We start from the raw sequence: 23,464 nt of genomic DNA, 5'->3' as shown, positions 1-23,464 counted from the left end.
TTTTCGGATTATGATAAAAGCAATTATTATTGATGACGAGGCTCACTGCCGCGATACGCTTTCGATGCAACTGGCAAAATACTGCTCGAACGTTCAGGTGCTGGCGCAGTGCCGGTCGGCCGCAGAAGGGCTGAAAGCCATTGCCGAACATACGCCCGCCGTACTGTTTCTGGACGTAGAGATGCCTGTTATGAACGGTTTCGAAATGCTCGAACAACTGCCATCCGTACCGTTCGATATTATTTTCACAACGGGGTATGATTCATACGCCATCAAAGCCATTCGGTTCAGCGCCCTTGATTATCTGCTCAAACCCATCGATAAAGATGATCTGATTCAGGCTGTGGCGAAAGTTAACCGGCAGCCAGAACTTCAGATGAATCAGCAGATTCAGTTGCTCCTGCAGAAGCTGGACCATAAAGCACCGCTTCAGAAGATCGCCCTGCCCAGTTTACAAGGGTTTGAACTGGTACTGATCGACACGATCATCCGTTGTGAAGCCGACGACAATTACACGCGTGTGTACCTGAAAGACCGATCGCCCTTACTGGTTTCCCGGACACTAAAAGAAATCGAAGAACTCCTGGAAGACAATTCGTTTCTGCGGGTTCATCAGTCGCACCTGATTAATCTAAACGAAATCGTCCGTTACGTTCGGGGCGAAGGCGGCTACGTAGTAATGAGCGATAATTCGACCGTACACGTATCGCGCAGTCGGAAAGATGAACTCCTGAAAGTATTTCGGTAGCGCGTTACCAATACCATGTCTACCCGGTCATTTACTCACTCAAACAAGTCCGATACTCATTCGGTTTAGGAGTGTGTGCCGTTGTACCATAGCTTTCCTTCATCAAATCGAAACTAAGCCGGTTGTGACAAGTCAGGGTGTTGACGCTCAACTGAACGATATACTGGAGTTTGTGGAAATTAATAAGAGTTAATTAGAATAGATAATTCATAAAGCAGACTTCAGCCTTGTAAGTCTGCTTTTTCTTGTAAAACCCCTCTATGATAATTCTGACCCCGCTTTTTACGGAAGGCGGGGTTTATTTTTACCAAAGAGTTGATTTGCCCATTCCGACTTCCGACTTTTGTTTATGCAACAATATCACGACTTACTCCGCCACATTCTCCAGAACGGCGCTCGCAAAACCGACCGTACCGGTACAGGAACCATCAGCGTATTTGGGTACCAGATGCGTTTCAACCTTGAAGACGGATTTCCACTGCTAACGACCAAAAAAGTACATACGAAGTCGATTATCCACGAACTTCTGTGGTTCATTCAGGGCGATACCAATATTAAGTACCTGAAAGATAATGGCGTTTCGATCTGGGATGAATGGGCCGACGAAAACGGCGATCTGGGGCCGGTATATGGCAAACAGTGGCGTAGCTGGGCTGCTCCGGATGGACGCGTGATCGATCAGCTAAGCGACGTACTGCGCCAGCTTAAAAACTCGCCTGATTCGCGCCGGATGATCATTTCGGCCTGGAATCCGGCCGATGTGCCGAGTATGGCCTTACCGCCCTGCCATCTACTCATGCAGTTTTACGTTGCTGATGGCAAGCTTTCCTGTCAGCTCTACCAACGTAGCGCCGACGTATTTCTGGGCGTACCGTTCAACATTGCCAGTTATGCTTTGCTGACGATGATGATTGCGCAGGAGTGCGGCTATACGGCTCACGAGTTTATCTGGACGGGGGGCGACACGCACCTGTATCTGAATCACCTGGAGCAGGTTGAAACCCAGCTCTCCCGCGAACCGCGCCCGCTGCCAACCATGCGTCTGAACCCAGCCGTGAAGTCAGTTTTTGATTTTACGTACGAGGATTTTACGCTCGAAAACTATAATCCATATCCGGCTATTAAAGCCCCCGTAGCGGTGTAAAGGATGGAGTATTATAACCAGGTTTTCGATCAGACCACGCCCCGGATCGATCGATGGACAGAGCAGGAATTTGAGCAATGTACCTTTCGCAAACTTGACCTGTCTAAAGTCGAACTGACGAACTCAAACTTTGTCAATTGCCGCTTCGACGACTGCAACCTGACGAACGTAGTGGTGAAAAATACGAAGCTCTACGATGTCAGTTTTGCTGGTTGCAAATTGGCCCATGTCGATTTCGGTACGTGCAATCCGTTTGGGTTTCACGTTACGTTTCAGGAATGCCAGCTCGATTACTCGGTTTTCCTGAACCGAAAGCTCAAGAAGGCGCATTTTACCGACTGCTCGCTGAAAGAAGTACACTTCCTGCAGTGTGACCTGACGGGTACCAGTTTCAACCATTGCAACCTGGAACTGGCCCGCTTTGACAACAATAACCTGACGCAGGTGGATTTCTCAACTTCGTACAATCTGGAGTTGAACCCGGACGAAAACAAACTAAAAAAAGCCCGTTTCTCGCTGCATAACCTACCGGGTCTTCTGACCAGATACGACCTTGTCATCAGCAAGTGAAAATGAATGATAAATGATGAATGATGAATCATGCAACTGCTGAGCACATTTATAATTTATCATTCATAATTCACCATTCATCATTGTTTAACCAGTCGCTGGTATTCTTCTTCAATCATGGAGCGTTCACTACGTTGTTGATAGGCATGGAAATAGTGCGACGCCAGTCCAATGCCCCACCCAATCATCGGGAAAATCGGCCAGGGGAATATAAAACTGAACCGGGTAAACGAATGAATGGCCAGGCTGCTGAAAGCCCAGATGAGCCATAAACCGGCATTGACAATTAAGTAGGTACGCAGATGTATCCGGAAGCCGACGCGGGCTTTGGCACGGTTCCACAAATAAGGGTCATGGGCGGAGGTATGTTGGGTCGGTTCCATAGAACATTGATATGCGTTTGCGGTTGAATCAGGTAAATGTTTGTGTTGATGTTGTAAAGGTATATTGACCACGTAGCGACCTCATCTGAAATCTGACCGATTGCCTAACTTGCAGCGTAAATTACCGTTTTGACATGACCAACTCCGAAATCGTTGACCTGCTCGAACTCACTGGCCGGTTGATGGAACTCCACGACCGCGACCAGTTTAAGATCCGCTCTTTCCAGACGGCAGCCTTTAACCTCGATAAATCCACCGCCGATCTGGCGAACCTTCCGGTTGAAGAACTGGTCAAATTACAGGGCGTTGGTAAGTCAGTAGCACAGAAAATTCGGGAGATTGCCGAGACCGGCCGACTCACCGACCTTGACGACCTGCTGGCGCAAACACCTGAAGGGGTGCTGGATATGTTTCGGATCAAAGGCCTGGGTGTAAAGAAGGTACGCACGCTCTGGCGCGAACTGGGAATTGACAACCTCAGCGATTTACAGCGGGCGGGCGAAAACGGTGAGATCGCCAAAATCAAAGGCTTTGGTGCCAGTACGCAGGAAAAGATACTGGCCGCGCTCGAGTTTCTGCAGGAGCAGCAGGGGAAAGTCAGGATGGACAAAGCAGCCCTGATGGCGAATCTGTTGCATGACGAGTTGGCCAAACACTTCGACCGGGTTGAGATTAGCGGACAGGTGCGCCGGAAAGCGCAGGAAGTTGATTTGGTTCAACTGCTTGTGCAGACCAGCGATCCGGTTTCGGCCATGTTGACGATCAATCAACTGCCCAATCTGGAACAAAACGAACAGGAATCCTCACCCTTTGTGTGGCGTGGAAAGCTTGACGGCTTCGACGTAACCGTAGAACTGGTACTGTATCCGGCTGAACAGCTCGATCGCCAACTGTTCATTCTGTCGGCTGGCGAACCCCATTTACAGCAGGTAGGCGCAGGCGGTATAACCTTGTTGCAATCGGCATACACCGCTGCCAACGTAACAGAAACGGGCATCTATGAGCAGATTGGTTTGCCCTATATCGTGCCCGAAATGCGCGAAGATGAGTTTGCCTTTCGCTGGGCCAGCCGCCATCAGAACGATGAACTCGTTACGTGGGACGACCTGCGTGGAACCCTTCATAATCACAGTACCTGGTCGGATGGAAAACAGTCTATTGCCGACATGGCTGCTTATTGCCGCAAACTTGGTCTGACGTACTTTGGCATTGCCGATCACTCCAAAACGGCCAGCTATGCAAATGGCCTCGATATGGATCGCGTGCGTCAGCAACAGGCTGAAGTTGATCAGCTGAACAACAGTTTTGGGAAAGACTTCCGCATCTTCAAGGGAATCGAATCCGATATTCTGGGCGACGGTTCGCTGGATTATGACGACGCTACGTTAGCTACGTTCGATTACGTTGTGGCCTCAGTTCACCAAACCCTGACCATGACGCTCGAAAAAGCGACGACACGATTGCTGCGAGCTATCGAAAATCCATACACCACCATTTTAGGCCATCCAACCGGCCGTTTATTACTCGCCCGCGAAGGATACCCAATTGATCACCGGGCCATCATCGACGCCTGTGCTGAACACAACGTAGTGATCGAAATAAATGCCAGTCCCTACCGGCTCGATATTGACTGGCGCTGGATCGATTATGCTATGCAGCAGGGAGTCATGCTAAGTATTAATCCCGATGCCCACGATCTGGCTGGTTTGCTGGATATGCAGTATGGCGTAGCGGTTGGCCGCAAGGGCGGTTTAACCAAAGCCATGACGTTTAATGCCCTAACATTACAGGAAATGACCGAATACCTGCAACGGCGTAGAGAGCAGATACGTAAATAGGATAAATAGCAGGATTAATTGTTGTTTAATGCGGCCCGGGGATAGGTAAATCCAACAGTATGGCACTTTATAGCAATAGAGAATACGTATGCACTGATTTTCTGGCATTCTTCCGCGCTTCCTAAACCCGACTCTATGCGGTTTCTATACACACTGTTGTTTTTGCTATGTTTGCTCAACGAGATAAAGGCTCAATCAAAAGCGGGACCCGGCTCCAAAACTCCGTCGGCTACTTTTTCGGCAACAGGCTACGTCCGGGATGCTAAAACGGGTAAACCAATTCAGGGGGTAAACATTGTTGTGCTGGACGTATCGAAAGGATATGTGACAGCGAAAGACGGATTCTATATTGTACAGCTTCCGCCGGGAAACTATATTTTCCGATTTTCACATATTGGTTACCGGGCTAAGCAGGATACGATTACGTTACAAAAGACGCTCTTCCGCGAGATGACTCTGGAAGATGACTCGAAAGATCTGGAGGAGGTTGTTGTAACCAGCGAAGCGCCTGACCGGAATGTGCGTAAAGTTGAAATTGGTGTATCACAGCTGACGATACGTAGTATCCGGCGTATTCCGCCGTTGATGGGAGAGGTTGATATTGTGCGAAGCTTACTGCTGCTGCCGGGCGTAACAACCGTGGGAGAAGGAGCGCCTGGATTCAACGTGCGGGGCGGAAGCGCCGATCAGAATCTGATCCTGTTCGATGATGCGCCCGTGTTCAATTCGAGTCACCTGATGGGATTTTTCTCCGTCTTCAACCCCGACGTGGTGCGCGACGTAACACTCAATAGGGGGGGCGTTGCGGCTGCTTTTGGTGGCCGGGCTTCGTCGGTGCTGGACGTAAAGATCAAAGAGCCCGATGCTGAAAAGTGGGGCGTCAATGGCGGTATCGGTATTATCTCAAGCCGCCTGGGTGTTGAGGGGCCGCTTATCAAAAATAAACTTTCCTTTCTGGCCGCTGTCCGGGCGTCGTTCAATGATTTCCTGTTCAAACTGGCTCCGCCAAACCTGCGGGGAACAACGGCCAATTTTTACGACATCACCACCAAATTCAAGTACCAGCCGAGCGAAAAACATACCGTTACGTTTACGGGCTATGTCAGTACGGATGTTTTCAAACTGGCATCCGATTCCTTGTCGGGGCAGGAGATCAATGCCTCGTCGACGAAGTTCAATTACCAGACCATGATGGGGTCGCTGCACTGGAATTACTTTATCAATAAGCAGTTGAATCTATCGACGGCGGCTATTCTGAGCCGGTATCAGGCAGATCTGTCATCGGCCGATTCCTCTAATGCGTTTCAGCTTAAATCGGGGGTCTGGCACCGGCAGCTCAAAACCGATCTGACATATACGCCCAACGAAACCCATCAGTGGCAGGCCGGACTTAGCGCGATTGACTATTCGATTCAGCCAAACACCCGAGTTCCCGGCCCGTTTTCGAACGTACTGCCGATAGATATTGCTCGCGAACGCGCCTACGAACTAGCGGCCTATCTCCAGGACGAATGGAAACTGAACGCTGATATTTCGCTGATCGCCGGACTACGTTATTCGGCATTGCTGAATCGGGGACCGGCATCGGTGCGAACGTATCAGGAAAACGGCCCGCTTCAGGATGAAACCGTTACGTCGACACAAAGCTACGGAGCAGGCAAAATTTATCATTCGACAGGAGGGCTGGAGCCTCGGCTGGCAGTACGCTGGTCACTAGGCGAGGGCAAAGCCGTCAAAGCCGGTTATAGCCGTCTGCGTCAATATATCCAGCAGGTGACCAACACCACGGCGGCTCTGCCGACATCGCGCTGGCACTTGAGCGATACGTACACGAAACCCGTCATTGCCGATCAGTGGTCGCTGGGCTACTTCCGCAATACAGCCGATAACGCCATCGAAGTGTCGGGGGAAGTGTACTACAAAACGCTGACCAACGCTATCGATTACCGGGATGGGGCCGAGTTGCAGCTGGCCCAGGCCGTTGAAACGCAGATTGTACAGGGAAGTGGGCAGGCCTACGGCTTTGAGGGATTGCTACGTAAGAACAAAGGACGGTGGACGGGCTTCATGAGCTATACCTACGCCCGTACGTTTCTGACCATGAATAGTCCCTACGCCAATGAGCGCGTAAACAGCGGCAGTCCGTACCCTGCCAACTATGATAAACCGCATACCCTCAACGCACTGGCTACCCATCGACCAACGGCCTGGTTCAGTATGTCGCTGAATTTTACCTTCAGTACAGGACGGCCAACCACACAACCGGCCGCCATTGCCCGTGTAGCGGGGGTGCTGGTACCCATCTACCTCGACCGCAATCAGCAGCGGGTTCCGGCCTACCATCGACTCGATTTTTCGATGACGTTTGAACAGAATCCGGCGAAGAAAAAGCGAAACCAGAGTAGCTGGGTGTTCTCGGTCTACAACGTATATGCCCATAAAAATGCGTACTCCGTCTTTTACAAGTTAAGTCCGGCGTCGGCTGCCGATGCCTATAAGCTATCGATATTCGGAACGGCTTTCCCATCGCTGACGTATAATTTCAAATTCTGATGAAAGAGAAGCTTCTAACATATACGCAGCTGATTTTATACGTATTCCTGGTGATATCATGTGTGACGGAGTTTCAGCCCGATCCGGTGAGCGTACCGCCTTCATTGATTATTGAGGGAGAAGTTACCGATCAGCCCGGCCCGTACATGGTGAAGCTGACCCGCACGGCCGATTACTCGTACAAAAGCCTCAACCTGCTCGAAACGGGCGCTGCCGTGACCATCTCGGACAATCAGGGAAATCAGGAAACCTTGACCGAGCTGCCATCGGGGGGGACGTATCAAACGCGGGCAAACGGTATACGGGGGGTAGTGGGTCGTTCGTATAAAGTGACCATAAAAACAAAAGATGGGAAACAGTACGAGTCGGACTTGGAAAAACTATCGACCGCACCACCCATTCAAAAGTTATATTACGAATATACGGTTGAACCAACGGGTGTTAACCTTGCCAAACGCCAGGGCTGGAACGTATATCTGGACACGAAAGACCCGGAAACAACGGGTAATTTTTATCGGTGGACCTGGACGCATTTTGAACCCATCAGTGTGTGTTATAAACGGGAAATACCGGGCCGTAACGTGCTGACGGGATTGGACTGCTGCTCGCCCTGCTGGGACATTAACCGTTGCTATACCTGTATTGATATCAGCTCCGACGTAAACATCAACGGGCAAGCCATCAGTCGGCAGTTTATTATGCGTGTGCCTTTCAAATCAACAAGTCGGTATTACCTCGAAGTGCAGCAACAGGCCATCAGCAAAGGAGCCTATGAATTCTGGAAGAGCGTAAAAGGATTGGTCAACAATACGGGTGGCTTGTTTGATGCGGCTCCGGCCGCAGTGCAGGGTAATGTACATTGTGTGAATGACCCAACCGCAGTGGCTTATGGATTCTTCGGGGCAACGGGTCTTTCTGAACAGTATATCTATGTCGACCGGAGTGGTGGGCAGGAACCTGCCGACTTTGATCCGCCCATAGAAGTACCTCAGCCTTCGGCCTGTGTTGCCTGCGAAAACAGCCTGTATCGTACGCCTAATAAACCACGCTGGTGGACTTATTAAATAGTTTGCTGACTTTCTGTAAATGCAATAGCTTTGCAAAAATGTCTGCGTTATGGCTCGTTCGATAAAGGTATTGATTCTGCAGTTTGCGTCTATCGGCGAGGTCGTTCTGACAACGCCTGTCGTGCGTTGTTTGAAGAAGCAGCTCCCAAAAGCTGAGGTGCATTTTTGTACGAAACCAGCCTACCAGCCAATCATTACGTTCAATCCGTATATCGCGAAAACGCATTACCTCGACGGTAGTGTTTACGCACTTATTCAACAACTGCGTCCCGAGAAATTTGACTACGTTATTGACCTGCAAAATACGTTTACAACAGCGCTGATTAAGCTGGCGCTGGGTACAAAGTCGTATAGTGTGCCGAAACAGTCAGTACGTCAGTGGCTTTATATTCGCTGGCAGGTGAATGCATTGCCTGACCAGCATATTGTTGATCGATACATGGCCGCTGTGCAGCCACTCGGCGTTGAGAACGATGGTCGCGGGCTGGACTATTTCATTCCCTACAAAGACGAAGTCGAGACGGACTGGCTTCCGGCCACTCACCAGCATGATTTCGTGGCGTATGCCATTGGTGGGCAGAGCCTGACCCGTCGGCTACCCGTTCAGCGAATGATCGAGCTTTGTCGTAAAATAAACTATCCCATTGTGCTGCTTGGGGATAAAGCCGACCGGAAGGCGGGCGAAGAGATTGTGCGGGCTATCGGCGAACGTCAGATTTTTAACGGCTGTGGGCACTTTAACCTCAACCAGTCTGCCTCGCTGCTGCGACGGGCTCGGGTTGTGTTTAGTCACGATACGGGATTGATGCACGTAGCGGCAGCCTTCCGCAAAAAAATATATTCTATCTGGGGTAGCACGACGCCCCAATTCGGTTTTTATCCGTACAAAACGCCCTACGTCCGGATCGAAACGGCGGGGTTGAACTGCCGTCCCTGCTCGGCTTCGGGACCGGAAAACTGCCCCATGAAACACTTCAAATGCATGAACAACCTCCCGTTCGACTTTGAGGTAAAAGAGTTACGGCAACAGAAAAAGAATTTTGAGTAAAGAAAGACTTGTTTGAGCGTTACGTAGCAGGCCCAAAAAGCGCTTGTGTGCTAACGTTCAGGAGACAGGCCGCTTTCAGGTTGGTGCGATTTTGGTTTATTTCTTACCAAATTCCACTTTATCCATGTGTTTATCAACCGAAATTTCTTTACCCTGTTTGTCGGTGAATTTTATTTTAAAAAACTTCCCGTATTGTTTTGTTATTTCTCCTTCAAATATTTCGCCATGGTATTCAAATAGTACTTTTCTACCGACAGGATTTTTATTATCGGGTTCAGGAGGTGCGCCATAATATTTTCGAGCTAAATCACCAGTATAAGGCATATTTTTCAAAACGTCTTTAAATGGATACCGATAGGCAATGCCATAGGCTTTACCATTCGCAAATCTCGGTTTACCAGGCTCAACTTTATCTTTTCCGTTTGCGCTCTGGGCCATGAGAATAATATGGGCACCCATAATGGCCGCTTCCCGTTGAAGTTTTTCACTGGCTTCTGCATCCAATCCAGTTGCGGAAATAGGATTACCTGCTTTACCGATTTTAGTCATGACTTCCCCTGTCCTGGTCAATCCAACAACATCCTCAGGAATGGCCGTGAATACAACGTTTCTCCATCCATCAATCCCGGTTATATTGACAAAGTCAGTTATGTTTTCGAAGCGGCCAGAAGAATACGCAATGTAGCTTATTAATGATTTCGGTGAACTTGTATAGCTGGTTTCGCCAGGGTAAGTATACTCAATAGTATAAGGCTTATTGGCGATCACCTTTACCACTAATTTCTCCCCAGAATGCATACGAATTGTATCCTGGGCATTGGCCGAAATCAAACGGAAACTAAATAGAAGGATAAAGAGCAATTCATGTTTCATAATACGTGGAGGTGTTACGTTATGGATTCGTGAATGAGCTTTTACTAATCGTATCTGTTTGTCGGTATGGCAAAATACAAACAATCAGATTACGAAGTACTCCTCCGTTGCTGTATTGAACTGGATTCAGGGGCTTGAAAGCAAGGATTTATTGCTCGAGCATTAGGTTGCTTCATCGGTCCGACGAAACAAGGCTGGGTGAGTCAGAACCTCAGCAAATACCGTAATTAAGGAGTGATTACCTTGTAATAGCGACAGGTAAATGCTCAAGAATAAATAAGTTAGAGTAGGCTTTAGTTTATGCGCCCACTGTCAGCTCTTATTGTCGTTACGTAGCAGTTACTTAAGGAGTCAGCGGCTAAGCATCTTCTGCACGCTCTCCGCCACCCTTTCCACCGAAATATCGTTCAGGCAGGCCAGGTCGCCCCGCCAGCAGGGTTTGTTGCCAAAAACAGAACAGGGGCGGCAGGTTAGTACGTCAGTAGAAATTTGCAGAATGGCCTCCTCGCCCTGCCCCCAGGGACCGAAACCCGCGTCGGGATGCGTAGCGCCCCACACCGATAGCACCGGAACGCCACTGAGAGCCGCCAGATGCATGTTTCCTGAGTCCATGCAGAGCATACCGTTTAACCGGCTGATGAGGGCCAGCTCAGTTGCCAGTGAGAGTTTGCCTGCCACCAGAATCACTTGCGGAAACCGCTGGCGTAACGTGTCAAGTAGGGCAATTTCCGAAGCTCCGCCACCAAACAGAAAAATGGTCAGCGGTTGTTGAGCATACAATTGTTCCAGCAAGGGCGCAAACCGTTCGAAGGGCCACATTTTTTGCGCATGCTGGGCAAATGGCGCAATACCGAGCCAGGGCGTATCGGATGGAATGGATTGACGGGAGAGGAAATCAGCCAGGTCGTCATTGGACGACTCAGCCGTTGGAAACTGAAACGGTCGAGTAGGTTCTAGAGCATAACCAGCCCAGTCGAACGTATAGGCGTACCGTTCCACGCTATGCGGCAGCCGCCGACGAACCTTATTTTCTTTACGGGTTAGTGCTTTCTTCTCAGCCCGGCCTTTATCCATCGTAACAGAGGGAACACCTACCAGCCGGAACAACGCTTTTAAAACAGCGGACCGGAGGTTCTGATGAGCATCGACAAGTATCGAATACGTACCCAGGCTCCGTAGCTCGTTGAAAAGCTTGACCAGCCCATTGAAACCTTTGTGCCGACCGTCAAAATCGGCGCCGACTACGCGGACGTTGGGGAAATTCTCGAAGAAAACGGCAAACTTCTGACGGGTTACCAGCGTAATCCGTACGTCTGGGTAACGTACGGTAAAGGCCTGTACTACAGGTGCCAGCAACGCTACGTCGCCCATAGCCGAAAAACGGAGAAGAATCAACTGCTTCATCATAAAGTCAGGGTCGGTCAGGGGTGGTCATTGGCACGTAGTTGCCAGGAAGAATTATTGATAAGTCCTGATAATTGTTCGACCCTGCCTGACTATTCCGGATTGTTGTAAAGAATCGGATTGAGTGTCGGGTCATTGTACATCTTCATCTGCCGGTACACTTTCATATACCGGTCACCGTTCTGAATATCTTCGAGCAGTTCATTGAAGCAGCGAACCAGGTCCGCTTCCTGTTCTATGAGCACGGCTAGTTTTTGCTGCGCTTTCTCCCGATGGTCTTCCGATACGTCCGGGCGGTCAACCTGTTCGCGGAAGTGGTAGAGTTTTAACTGCAAAATCGACATGCGGTCGAGGAGCCAGGCGGGGGTTTCGGAATTCATCCGTGCGCCCGGCTTCCGGTCAATGTCTCGAAACAGATCTGAAAACCAGCTATCGATCAATTCCACCGTATCGGTCCGGTCCTGATTCGACTGATCGATCCGGCGCTTAACGGCGACTAATTCATCGGGCCGTATCGTCGGACTGCGGATAATATCTTCGAGGTGCCACTGGACTGTATCAATCCAGTTTTTCTGGTACAGCAGAAACCCGATTTCAGTAGGCGCATAAGGGTTGTGGATAGGCGTATCAACGTGGTCGGACAGGTGATAATCCAGGATACTCTGACGGAAGATGTCGTTGGCAAACGTAGCGTTCATAAGCAATAAGTCAGCTGCAAAGATACGCTTTTTCGTGGGCGCTGGGCTGGGGTCAGGTACGAGGTATTTGGAAAGCTGGCTGGCAAAAGTCCAATTTTTTTCGTATAATGCGATTTATGCATTCACGATAACCGACGTTCTATGGAATTATACTATTCATTTTCAGTACTCATTGTTCTGACCGCTATATTCTCTTACATAAACGAGCGCTTTCTGAAATTGCCGTCTACCGTTGGCATTATGCTGATAGCTATGCTGGTTTCTATCGCACTGGTTATCACCGGAAATATGTTTCCAAATCTGTTCGATAGCTTCTCCCGTTTTATCGCCAATCTGGACTTTACCCAGATACTGATGGGCGCCATGCTCAACTTCCTGCTGTTTGCGGGGGCTATTCATGTGCACCTAAAGGATTTGCGGGAACAGCGGGCGCCCATCATTGTTTTTTCCACAATCAGCGTAGTCATGTCGACCGTGATCGTTGGTTTTATCATATACTTTTTGCTGCCTCTTTTTCGATTCAATGTCCCGTTGATTCAGTGTCTGGTTTTTGGCGCATTAATTTCTCCAACTGATCCAATTGCGGTGCTGGGAATTCTGAAAAAAGCGGGCGTACGAAAATCATTGGAGACAAAGGTGGCAGGCGAATCGCTGTTCAACGACGGTGTGGCCGTTGTGGTGTTTGTGGTCTTACTGGAGCTGGCTAAAGGATCGGAGATCGACGTATCGTTCGGTACTATTTCCTGGCTGCTTATAAAAGAAGCCGTCGGGGGCTTCGGGATGGGCTTGCTTATTGGATTTATCGGCTCGCGGGCCATACAGCGACTGGATAACGCCAACGTATCGGCACTCATAACACTGGCCATCGTTATGGGTGGGTATTTAATCGCGCGGGCCATGCATATTTCGGGACCTTTAACGATGGTGGCGGCCGGACTGGTCGTCGGGAATTTTGGGAAGACAGCCCATATTTCGGAAACAACCCGCGACTACCTAAATAAATTTTGGGAGTTGATTGACGAGATCATGAACGCTATTCTGTTCCTCATTATCGGGTTCGAGCTGTTGTTGATTCCTCATATAATGAACTACTGGCTGATTGGCCTGATCAGCATTGGCGTGGTGCTGTTTGCCCGGTTCATTTCGATTTGGGTACCGACGTTGATCATCCCATTCAAAACAAAGTTCAATCGCCGGACCATTACCATTCTGGTATGGGGCGGTTTGCGGGGTGGCGTATCGGTTGCGCTGGCGCTTTCCATTGATGAAGAGCTTAACAAAAACCTGTTTCTGGCCATGACCTATTTCATTGTGGTGTTCTCCATTCTGGTGCAGGGGCTGACGGTCGGTAAGCTCACCCAACCCAAAAAATCGGAAGAACTGGTTGCGGATTTGGATGATTAATAACGTATTGAATCCGCTCAATCAGGCAGCCGTAAAACAGTCATTAAGAAAGGTCTTTCGGTCAGTCAGCACGGCAAACGTATAGGGTAATCGGGCAAACCTGTGATTTTTTCTGAAAAGAGTAACGTATTCCCGTTGTATCGCCGTTTGTATGGAGTTATTCCAAAATATAATATGGAGATCTGGCCAAAAATTGTTATTTTAGCAATTAGAATTGCAGGGGGTTTAACAAGCGAATAGACCCACTGCAATTTGCCTATCGATATAAGCAAATCCATTCAATGATCACGGCAGTTGGGGAATTCTTCGAGCAGAAGAATTCTGTTAGTACGTTAGAAATTCGTCATACAGACTATTTGTTAGAACAGGCCGAAGCGGCCAATGAAGCCTTTGATGAGGCTGTTAAACAGTTATTGCGCGACTGGATTGAACAGGGAACCGTTTCGACGAAAATCCTGGAAGATACCGCCAATGCTGAAGAATTTATTGAGCGTGGTGCTCTGCGTAGTTTCTTCAAACACCGCCCCGATGCGTTCGAGCGTCTTCTCGAACAGGAGGCTATAGCCCGACATCTGCTCCGGCCCATCGACGAAGTTTATTTTCAGGGCGATGCCTATGAACCATTGCTGGCCAAGTTCGAAAAACGCATCTATAATATAGCAGCTCAGCGCGAAAACCTGGAAGTTCCATTTCGCTACAGCCCGCTTAGCCGGCAGGGCGACCATGGCGATACGCTTCAGCTAACCGAGTCCACGGCAGGCGAAGATATTGGCGTTTATTTTGGTACCCGTCGTACGGATAGCACGGCCTTGTCTATTCTGGCGCAGCAACTACGTTGGGAAACAATGGGTCCTTCAGAACTGCCAATTCATGTGGTTACCGAAGGCTATATGAGCGATTCGCTCCAGCGGGTTAAAACCATCACCGAACAGTTGCAGAAGCAGGGTGCTACTGAACCCCATTGTTTTGTTATCCAGCGACGCCATGCCGCCGATGATCGACACCTGGGCGCTGCCCTGTTGATTATGAATCCCTTGCAACCGGCTCTGCCGCAACGGATAATTTTCTGCGATACGTTACGTCCGGGTCAGCAGCCGCCCTGGTGGGACAAGTTTAAGGCCAAAATAGACGCCGTTTTCCCCCAGCCGGCTGACGAGGCTCCCGCTTCAGATCGTCTGGAGGATGGGGGTGTAAAGCTTCAGCGGCTGCACGATGGTGTGCCTGTTCGGCATCAGGATATTGACTGCGCTTTTTATACGGCGTCGATGGGGCGGGCGCTGATCCAGCTGGCGAAATCCAATGCTGATTTACTCCTGAATGGCTCCATTGAATTGATTGTAAGCCAAATGACGGAGCGTATGCCGGAATATTATGAACAGCCTAACCTGCCTAAAGAACCCGTTCTGGTGCGGCAAGTAAACGTAATACGTCGATGGAATACGGGCTGGCAGGCGCTGAAAAACATGATGCAGAACCGACTGACGGATTTGGCGGCTCAGCTGTATCCGCCCACCAGCCAACCATTCGAGTATTCTTAATTGCGCTGTTTATCCAGATAAGCCTATTAAGGCTCGTATTGCTAAATCGTAATTTACCCCCAATCCCTGAAGGGGGCTTCCTCCGGCGTCAGCTAAGCCCCCTCAGGGGGTTGGGGAAGGCAATCAATAACTCCCTCTTGTTGACCAGAGTTGAAAAGCTTCCCCAGCGTTGAATTCCGACCGGTCAGCCGGTAGTTCCATAAACGCATCGGCGTTCAGCAGATTAGCAAAATCAGCCGACCCCGAGCCCGGTAAGGGATGGGCCAGCGTTCGACCATCCGCTTCGGAGATGAGCCGAACCGGCAGGAAATACGTAATAGCGGGCTTGAACATAACGGGTTTCGCTAATTGAGCATATAGGGTCGGGGCCGGTGTCAATCCCATAGATGCCCGCAGATAAGGCAATACGTAGCGGTACGCACACAACACCGTTGAGACCGGATTACCTGGCAGGGCGAACACAGCCCGGTTCGGGCCAGCCTGCGCAGACGTAGTACCAAACCATATGGGCTTACCGGGTCGCTGATCGATTTTGTGGAAATGCTTCTGAACGCCCAACTGCGCCAGTACATCGGGCACAAAATCGGCTTTCCCGGCCGAGACGCCCCCGCTTAAAATCACTACGTCATTTTCTGAAAGCAGCGTAGCCAACCGATCATTCAGAATAGTTTCGTCATCGACAATGTGATGCAGCGTAGCTGTAATGCCGAGCGATTTCAAAGCCGCCCGGAGCATGTACGTATTGGATCGCCGAATCTGGTAGGGCAGGGGCGTCTCGCCAATATCAACCAGCTCGTCGCCTGTGGAAATGAGCGCTACCCGAGGCAACACCGTTACGTTCAGGCTGGTTTGTCCAACGGAAGCCGCAACGGCAAGTTCGGATGGTCCGAGCCGTGTACCGATGGGTAGTAATTCATCGCCTGCACGCCGGTCTGTAGCGCGTGGGTGCAGGTTTTGTCCCTGTTCCAGGTCGTCAATGGTAATTGTCGCCTGGCCGTCGGCAAGCTGAATATCCTCGTAACGGACAATCGTATCGGCACCCGCAGGCAACATGGCTCCCGTCATAGCTTCCAGACACGTATTGGCATCCCCTAAAGTCAGCTGAGGTTGACCGGCAAACTGGATGCCAGTTATCGGAAACGTACGCTGTCCAGCTTCATAATCAGCGAATCGAATCGCAATGCCATCCATAGCAATACGGTCGAACGGGGGAAAATCGCGGTCGGCATAAACGGCTTCGCGGAGCACACGGCCATCCGCATTGACGAGCGAAACCGTTTCGACGGGTAGCGTGAGCAGGTGTTGTTGAGTAAGGGCAAAAGCTTCTGAAACGGAAAGCATGCGGATGATGATGAATAATGAATGAAGAATGATGAATTTTGACGTACCGAATGCAATCTATCATTCTTCATTCATTATTCATCATTCTGAAAAATGGACTCTTTCTCTCATCTCAACGCAGACGGCAATCCGGCCATGGTCGACGTTGGCGCTAAAGCTATTTCGCGTCGGACGGCCCGTGCCCAAAGTACCGTAGTGCTTGGTCCGGAAATTATGCAGCATCTGGTTGGTACCGACATTGCCACGAAAAAAGGACCCGTATTTCAGACCGCAATTATTGCCGGAACGATGGCGGCCAAACGTACCGACGAGCTGATTCCGCTCTGCCATTCACTGGGTCTGGATAACTGTCAGATAACCATCACCACTGAAGGTACCGATGCGATAATCGATTGTCTGAGTCTCAACGGAAGGCAAAACCGGCGTCGAAATGGAAGCTTTGGTAGGGGCGTCGGTCGCGGCTTTGACTATCTACGATATGTGCAAAGCCTTATCGCATGATATCATCATTAAGGAAACGAAGCTCATGGAAAAAACGGGGGGTAAACGGGATTTTCGTCGTGGCTAAACTGAACGGACTGGTGTTGACGGGCGGACGTAGCACACGCATGGGGCAGGATAAATCGCAACTGGTTTATCACGAAAAACCGCAGCGCGAACATCTAACCGATTTGCTGAAACCGTATTGCAGCGTTGTTTTCTGGTCGGTAAACGTAGCGCAGGCCGCTGAACTGACCGGCTCTGAGCAACTTCGTATTGTCGATGCGTTTGATTTGCCGGGACCACTGAACGGAATTTTGTCGGCCTCTAGGTATGATTCGGAAGCCGCCTGGCTGGTTGTTGCCTGTGATATGCCCCTGCTAACGATTCAGTCGCTCGACGCACTCGTGAAAGGACGTAACGCGGCCAAAATGGCGACCGTATTTTATGATTCCGACGGTCGGTTGCCCGAGCCCCTGCTGGGTATTTATGAACCCGCCTTTGGGCCGGTTATTCAACAGGCAGTAGCTAGTGGCGCTTATTCGCCCCGCGAGCTTTTGCAACAGAATGATATCCAATTGCTAACTGTGCCGGATGTTCGTGAACTCACGAATATAAACGATCCATCGGCTAGGGAGAAACTGGGTTTATGAACATCAGGCCGTTATCGGGGTTCATAAACCAAACAAATCCCTATGCATCCCTTACGTCATTTATTGCTGGCTGTCGGCCCTTTTCTTCTCGGGAGTGGAGTATCGGCCCAACGCGTGACCGATTCACCTGAACTACGTACGTTCAGCGAGCAGCGCATCAGGCATCAGAAGACGCTGGGTCTGACACTTGGTACGTTTGCGCTGGCGAACATTGCCGTCGGTGCTGTAGCTGCTGGTCAGACATCCGGCGAAACGAAGTATTTCCATAAGATGAATAGCTACTGGAATCTGGTCAATCTGGGTATTGCAGGAGCCGGGCTGCTCGGTTCGCGCAAACGCACAACGGATTCAGAGACTTTAGCCGATGCTGTTCGGAAGCATGAGAACATGAAACAGATTCTGCTGATTAATGCGGGGCTGGATGTGGCCTACGTAGTGGGCGGAGCGTACCTGCGCGAACGGGCCGAATCTCATCCTGACAAAGCCGATCAGTTACGTGGGTATGGAAAATCCATTATGGCACAGGGAGGATTTTTGCTGGCGTTCGATCTGGTCAATTGTTTTATTTTCAAAAAACGCGGTGATAAACAGGAACGGATTCTGCTCTCGGCGGGGCAGACTGGTATGGGCCTTGTTGTGCCTATTCGCTAAGACTTGCCTTAGTGAAAATTGGTCATGATCCGAACTTATCAGAAATTCACGTCGTTCTGCGATAATTTACCAACCGCACCGTGCCCCGGTGATACAGGCAATGCAACCTCATTTACAACCCTTTCGACTATTCATTACCAAAGCTATTGAACACATTGAACAGGACCCGGATGCGGTCGGTTTGGCGGCAGGCGGCTCCTGGGCATCCGGAGAAGTGGATGCTTATTCCGATCTCGATCTGGTCTTGGTGACGAACCGAAAAATAGCTCCCGAACTGGATCAGATGCAGGCATACGCGGCTAATCTGGGCGCCATGATTGCTTCATTTCGGGGCGATCACGTTGGCGAACCGCGCCTGCTCATTACACTATATGCGCCATCCCTGTTGCATGTAGATATCAAGTTTTTAACGCCGGATGAGTTTTATAACCGGGTAGAAGACCCCATTGTGCTTTGGGAGCGGGATCAGACATTAACGACGATTATCCAGCAATCAACGGCGCAGTATCCCCCCTTCGACTTTCAGTGGGTTGAAGACCGGTTCTGGATATGGGCGCATTACGCTGCCCTCAAGGTTGGCCGGGGTGAGTACTTCGAAGCTATTGATTTTCTGGCCTTTGTTCGAAACGCTGTGCTGGGACCAATGCTTCACCTGAAAAATTCGAGTTTGCCGCGGGGAGTTCGCCGGGCCGAAACTACGTTTGGTATGGCTGAACTTACGCAACTACGTAAAACTGTAGCCATGCCCGACCGGGACGTATTAGTAAGCAGTTTATGGGAGGCTATCTATCTGTACGAATCCCTGCGGGATGCCCTGGCTCCCGAAAACTTCCGAAAAAACAGCACGGCTCAGGCGGCTGTATCAAAGTACGTAGCTTCTCTTTAAGTCCCGGGTTTAATACGTAATTCAGACAGATGTCAATTGTCGGTTTGTTGAAATGGGTAAATACCTGTTTCGGCAAACCGACAATTGTTTTTCTACTTATGAAATAGTAATTCTGGAGAGAAGTAAAATTACGTGCGTAAGGTAAGTACTATTATTAGTTAGTTTTCTGAGTGCGTTTTAATAAGTCTTAAAGAATTAAGAATCTGTTTTTAATATATAAAGTTTATTCTGTTTATATAAGCATACTTTCGATTAAATTCTTAATTATTTTTAACTTGCTTTTAATTCAAATGTGCTAAAAATTTAATGTAAAAACTCCTTAAGTATTTGTGTGGATTTTGATAAAAAATACTTAATGACCAGGAAATATTTTAAAGTAATTTTACGAAGAAAAGCAATAAATAAATATTTGATAATTATTTATTATTCATTTATAAGCGATTGATTATGAATAATTTATAATAGAAAAACTGAAAATATTTGAGGTGATTTATTCTTAGTGAGAGAAGCCAATTGAGTTTTAAGAAATTTCAAAAAAAGAAAAAAGCATAAGTAATATTTTATGGTCGTGCTCTTTGATTGAAAAAGTAATCAAGTATGACCGAAAAATTCAAAATACACCCATGCTTCAATTTTTATTAATTATTGCAAGTTGAAAAGTAGTGCGTGTGTCGAAATTGAAGACATAAGGCCGTTCTGGAAGTTTAATAGTTCAGAAAGAAAACACCACACCATTATTGGGCTACTGTATATAGTTTACTGACGGCTTCAACCGCTGGTCAGAGTACCCTTAACACTGCTTTAGCAGGTCAATCAATTGTCTATGGATCAGAAAGCCAATCGACCCAACGGGATTTGGAAGATACCCATTGGCATTGCGTTTAGGCAACCCACTTACTAGCGTTTAAATAACCGTTCATCGTTCGCGTACGGATGCTTCGAGCCGACTGGCCTTCGGAGCGTGGTGCTATTGCTATGCCTTTTCAAAAAGCTTTCAACGTAAAAAATGTGCTGTTAATCAATCTCTTAACTGTTTAAACTATATGAAAAACGCTGTACAGAGTTCAGTCTGGGCGTTCGACAGGATGATGAGGATACTCCTGCTGAAGCTCGTATTGGTAAGTTCGGTGGCCTCAGCCGCCGGGTTGAATGGCGCTCCGCGACTGGCCGACATTACCATTCAGGGTAAAATTATCGATGGGGAATCGCGTACGCCAATACCGGGTGTGAACGTCGTTATAAAGGGTTCAAATTCCGGTACGACCTCCGATACCGAAGGAAATTACCGCATTACGGTGCCCAACGAATCGGCTGTGCTGGTGTTCAGCTTTGTTGGCTACACGAGCCAGGAAGTGAAAATTGGCAATCGAACTACAGTAGACGTCGCCATGGCCGCCGATTCTAAATCGCTTGGCGAAGTAGTGGTGATCGGGTACGGTACGGTAAAGAAATCAGATTTGACCGGCGCTGTAGCCACCATAAAAGGGGAAGAGCTGATGGATAAGCCGGTGCCCAACGTATCGCAGGCGCTGCAGGGGAAAATTGCAGGGGTTGAGGTTAGCGTAAACAGTAATGCGCCGGGCGCTGCTGCCAAAGTGCGGGTTCGTGGCCTGGGGTCGATCAACTCCAGCCTTGATCCTCTTTACGTAGTGGATGGCGTGATTGGGGTTGATGCGAACTCGATTAACCCGAACGACATCGCTTCGCTGGAAGTGTTGAAAGATGCGTCATCGACGGCTATTTATGGCGCTCGGGGTGCCAACGGGGTAATTATCATCACGACCAAGCGCGGCCGGGCGGGCGGCACCCGCGTTACGTACGAAGGGAATGTAAACGTCAGCGACTTGTACCGGCACGTAAAAACGCTGAATTCAGATCAGTTTGTGCAGGTCTACAACCAGGCGTTTGCCAATGGTACCAAATTCGACCCCGCCGGTGGTACCTGGGCTCCTCCGGCTGCGCTTAATCACACCAATTTTCCGTTGCTTTTTGATTCAAATGACAAGCCGCTGTACAATACCAACTGGGAAAAAGAAGTGTATAAGCCCGCTTTTTCGCAAACGCACCAGCTTAATTTTCAAGGTGGCAACGACAGAACCCTGTACAGCCTGTCGCTGGGTTATCTGAACCAGAACGGCCTGATGATTACGTCGAATTTTAAGCGGTATTCGGCCCGGTTTACCATGGACAATAATGTAAACAACTGGCTGAAAGTTGGGGGTGCCATCAATATCATCAACAGCAGTCAGCGGCTGGTTTCGGATGGGAACGGCGGACTGAACGTACCGCGGATGGTGTCTGAAGAAGTGCCCATCGTTCCGGTTAAATATCCTGATGGTAGCTGGGCGGGCAATAATGACATTGCAGGGCTGGAAGGTGGCCCAAACCCGGTCAATATTGCGAATAACCGGTATACGATCAACAATACGTTGCAGGGACTTGGCAATGTGTATATGCTGTTTCACATTACGAAAGACCTTGACTTCAGAACCGACTTCGGGGCTAATCTGAACTGGCAGAAAAATAACTTCTTTTCGTCGCAGAATCTGGCCCATTTATCGTCCGACCAGGGTGGGGTAGCCAGCATTAGAGGCTACACAAATAACTACTGGCAATCGGAAAATTACCTCACCTGGAACAAACAGATTAATCCGCGTCAGCATTTAACGGCGCTGCTGGGTGCTTCCTGGCAGCAGTATAATCAGGAAACGGACTACGTAGAGACCCAGAATTTCATTGACGATATTTTTCAATGGCACGCTTTAGGGTCCGGGTCGGTAAGGAGCTCGTCGACCTCTTCCGATTATCGATGGGCGATGAACTCGTATTTTGCCCGGTTGACCTATAATCTGAACGAAAAATATCTGTTCACCGCAACGGGTCGGTACGATGGCTCATCCAAGTTTGGGGCCAATAATAAATTCGCGTTTTTCCCGTCGGTAGGGGCCGCGTGGCGCTTGTCGGAAGAAAGTTTTCTGAAGGGGAACAAGACCATCAGTAACCTGAAAGTTCGGGCGAGTTATGGTCTCTCGGGAAACCAGGAAATCGGGCAGTATCAGTCGATTGCGCAGATTCAGCCAAACACGACTGTATTGGGTGGTGCTCTGCAGCCAACGCTGCTACCGGGTTATATTGGTAACTCGAACCTGAGGTGGGAAAAATCGCTGCAGTTTGACGCCGGAGTTGAACTAGGCATCCGCGACAACATCAACCTGACCGTCGATTATTACAACCGTGTCACCAAAGATCTGTTGTTGCAGGCTCCTATTCCGTGGTCGGCGGGCGAACGTACTGCAAACGTGTATCAGAATGTCGGGTCGGTACGTAACGCCGGTATCGAAGTGTCGTTGAATACCGTAAATATTCAGAAAGGTAATTTCACCTGGTCGACCAATTTCATATTTGCCTCGAACAAGAATAAAATCCTGAAACTCAATAATGGCAACGCGGATATTTTTCCAGGACCTAACTTTTTAGGGCAAACGAACATTCTGCGCGTTGGTGAATCCATCGGTTCTTTATACGGAATGACCCGCCTGGGCACCTACAGTTCCGACGAAGCGGATCTGGCTGCTCAGCATAACCTGAAGCCGGGCGACCGAAAATACATCTATAATGCAGATGGCAGTAACTATTACAGCATCATTGGGCATACGACACCGAAGTGGACCGGTACGTTCAGCAACTCGATTAAGTTCAAAAACTGGGACTTCAACTTTGATATCCGCTTTGTGCAGGGCATCAATACAGCCGCTACGTTCAAACACTCTACCGAAGACCGTCAGACGATTGCCAACAGCCTGGCGACCGTACTCGATGCCTGGACGCCCGATCATCAGAACACAATGATCTCGCAGGTGCGTAACTACAAGTTTGCGCAGGATTCACATTTCGATACGTGGTGGGTAGAAGACGGATCGTTTATTCGCGGGCAAAACTTCGTGTTAGGGTACTCGTTGCCGACTGCCACATTACAACGCCTGAAAATCAATCGTCTACGCGTTTACGGTAGCGTGCAGAACCTGTTTGTTATCACGAAGTACTCGGGTTATGATCCGGAAGTCGATACGTTCAATACGGGTTACGGCGCCAACAGTTCGTTCTCCCAAAACCTCGACTTCTTCTCGTATCCACGTCCGCGCGTCTGGAACTTAGGCGTTAACCTTACTTTCTAACTCGTCACTC

18 protein-coding genes and 1 pseudogene are annotated in these 23,464 nt (G+C 49.3%); 14 read left to right on the top strand and 5 right to left on the bottom strand.

The features are described from left to right. Positions 1-10 precede the first annotated feature (10 nt). From LN737_RS24045 to LN737_RS24035, 3 genes are all read left to right on the top strand, one after another. A complete protein-coding gene (locus LN737_RS24045; protein WP_405512711.1) occupies positions 11-748 on the top strand; it encodes a LytTR family DNA-binding domain-containing protein in 738 nt (245 codons plus the stop codon). A 349-nt stretch (positions 749-1,097) separates the two neighbouring features. After that, the gene (locus tag LN737_RS24040; RefSeq protein ID WP_405512709.1) at positions 1,098-1,892 is read left to right on the top strand and encodes a thymidylate synthase; all 795 of its coding nucleotides are present in this window, start codon (positions 1,098-1,100) and stop codon (positions 1,890-1,892) included. A gap of 3 nt (positions 1,893-1,895) precedes the next feature. Next, a complete protein-coding gene (locus LN737_RS24035; protein ID WP_405512707.1) occupies positions 1,896-2,462 on the top strand; it encodes a pentapeptide repeat-containing protein in 567 nt (188 codons plus the stop codon). An 80-nt stretch (positions 2,463-2,542) separates the two neighbouring features. On the opposite strand, the gene LN737_RS24030 is transcribed toward LN737_RS24035, so the two are convergent. Beyond that, entirely contained in the window at positions 2,543-2,845 is a 303-nt protein-coding gene (locus tag LN737_RS24030) for a 2TM domain-containing protein (protein WP_405512705.1), read from the bottom strand. Positions 2,846-2,979: 134 nt separating this feature from the next. Here LN737_RS24030 and LN737_RS24025 point away from each other — a divergent pair, with 134 nt between their 5' ends. The 4 genes from LN737_RS24025 (at position 2,980) to LN737_RS24010 (ending at position 9,351) form a co-directional block, all read left to right on the top strand. Beyond that, positions 2,980-4,683 carry a helix-hairpin-helix domain-containing protein gene (locus tag LN737_RS24025; RefSeq protein ID WP_405512703.1) on the top strand — a complete coding sequence of 568 codons (1,704 nt, stop codon included), beginning with the start codon at positions 2,980-2,982 and terminating at the stop codon, positions 4,681-4,683. 135 nt (positions 4,684-4,818) lie between these two features. Next, positions 4,819-7,236: a TonB-dependent receptor gene (locus tag LN737_RS24020; protein ID WP_405512701.1), complete on the top strand. Its 2,418-nt coding sequence runs from the start codon at positions 4,819-4,821 to the stop codon at positions 7,234-7,236. Further along, positions 7,236-8,300: a DUF4249 domain-containing protein gene (locus tag LN737_RS24015; RefSeq protein WP_405512699.1), complete on the top strand. Its 1,065-nt coding sequence runs from the start codon at positions 7,236-7,238 to the stop codon at positions 8,298-8,300. The genes LN737_RS24020 and LN737_RS24015 overlap by 1 nt, the downstream gene beginning before the upstream one ends. 52 nt (positions 8,301-8,352) lie before the next feature. Next, positions 8,353-9,351, top strand: coding sequence for a glycosyltransferase family 9 protein (locus LN737_RS24010; RefSeq protein WP_405512697.1), 999 nt, complete (start codon positions 8,353-8,355; stop codon positions 9,349-9,351). 96 nt (positions 9,352-9,447) lie between these two features. On the opposite strand, the gene LN737_RS24005 is transcribed toward LN737_RS24010, so the two are convergent. From LN737_RS24005 to LN737_RS23995, 3 genes are all read right to left on the bottom strand, one after another. After that, entirely contained in the window at positions 9,448-10,224 is a 777-nt protein-coding gene (locus tag LN737_RS24005) for a hypothetical protein (RefSeq protein ID WP_405512695.1), read from the bottom strand. 351 nt (positions 10,225-10,575) lie between these two features. After that, entirely contained in the window at positions 10,576-11,631 is a 1,056-nt protein-coding gene (locus LN737_RS24000) for a glycosyltransferase family 9 protein (RefSeq protein WP_405512693.1), read from the bottom strand. A gap of 89 nt (positions 11,632-11,720) precedes the next feature. Continuing rightward, positions 11,721-12,326, bottom strand: coding sequence for a DUF4254 domain-containing protein (locus tag LN737_RS23995; RefSeq protein ID WP_405512691.1), 606 nt, complete (start codon positions 12,324-12,326; stop codon positions 11,721-11,723). Between the two features lie 141 nt (positions 12,327-12,467). Here LN737_RS23995 and LN737_RS23990 point away from each other — a divergent pair, with 141 nt between their 5' ends. After that, a complete protein-coding gene (locus LN737_RS23990) occupies positions 12,468-13,730 on the top strand; it encodes a sodium:proton antiporter (RefSeq protein ID WP_405512689.1) in 1,263 nt (420 codons plus the stop codon). Between the two features lie 281 nt (positions 13,731-14,011). After that, positions 14,012-15,268 carry a hypothetical protein gene (locus LN737_RS23985; protein ID WP_405512687.1) on the top strand — a complete coding sequence of 419 codons (1,257 nt, stop codon included), beginning with the start codon at positions 14,012-14,014 and terminating at the stop codon, positions 15,266-15,268. Positions 15,269-15,391: 123 nt separating this feature from the next. On the opposite strand, the gene LN737_RS23980 is transcribed toward LN737_RS23985, so the two are convergent. Then, positions 15,392-16,609 (bottom strand): molybdopterin molybdotransferase MoeA, encoded by a 1,218-nt coding sequence (locus LN737_RS23980; RefSeq protein ID WP_405512685.1) that lies wholly within the window; start codon positions 16,607-16,609, stop codon positions 15,392-15,394. 93 nt (positions 16,610-16,702) lie between these two features. On the opposite strand from LN737_RS23980, the pseudogene moaC reads away from it, so the two are divergent. The 5 genes and pseudogenes from moaC to LN737_RS23955 all read left to right on the top strand — a co-directional run bounded on the left by moaC (position 16,703) and on the right by LN737_RS23955 (position 23,454). Next, a pseudogene (gene moaC / locus LN737_RS23975) lies at positions 16,703-17,177 on the top strand (cyclic pyranopterin monophosphate synthase MoaC). Continuing rightward, a complete protein-coding gene (locus tag LN737_RS23970; RefSeq protein WP_405512683.1) occupies positions 17,170-17,742 on the top strand; it encodes an NTP transferase domain-containing protein in 573 nt (190 codons plus the stop codon). The pseudogene moaC and the gene LN737_RS23970 overlap by 8 nt, the downstream one beginning before the upstream one ends. 42 nt (positions 17,743-17,784) lie before the next feature. Further along, positions 17,785-18,393: a DUF6992 family protein gene (locus LN737_RS23965; protein ID WP_405512681.1), complete on the top strand. Its 609-nt coding sequence runs from the start codon at positions 17,785-17,787 to the stop codon at positions 18,391-18,393. A 100-nt stretch (positions 18,394-18,493) separates the two neighbouring features. Beyond that, positions 18,494-19,279, top strand: coding sequence for a nucleotidyltransferase domain-containing protein (locus tag LN737_RS23960; RefSeq protein WP_405512679.1), 786 nt, complete (start codon positions 18,494-18,496; stop codon positions 19,277-19,279). A 1,043-nt stretch (positions 19,280-20,322) separates the two neighbouring features. Then, positions 20,323-23,454, top strand: a complete 3,132-nt coding sequence (locus LN737_RS23955; protein WP_405512678.1) for a TonB-dependent receptor — start codon at positions 20,323-20,325, stop codon at positions 23,452-23,454. Positions 23,455-23,464 lie beyond the last annotated feature (10 nt).

The sequence above is a fragment of the Spirosoma sp. KNUC1025 genome, from assembly GCF_045160025.1.
Taxonomy (GTDB): domain Bacteria; phylum Bacteroidota; class Bacteroidia; order Cytophagales; family Spirosomataceae; genus Spirosoma.
Note: the sequence above shows the minus strand (reverse complement) of the source record. Positions and strands in the feature narration are given on the sequence as shown.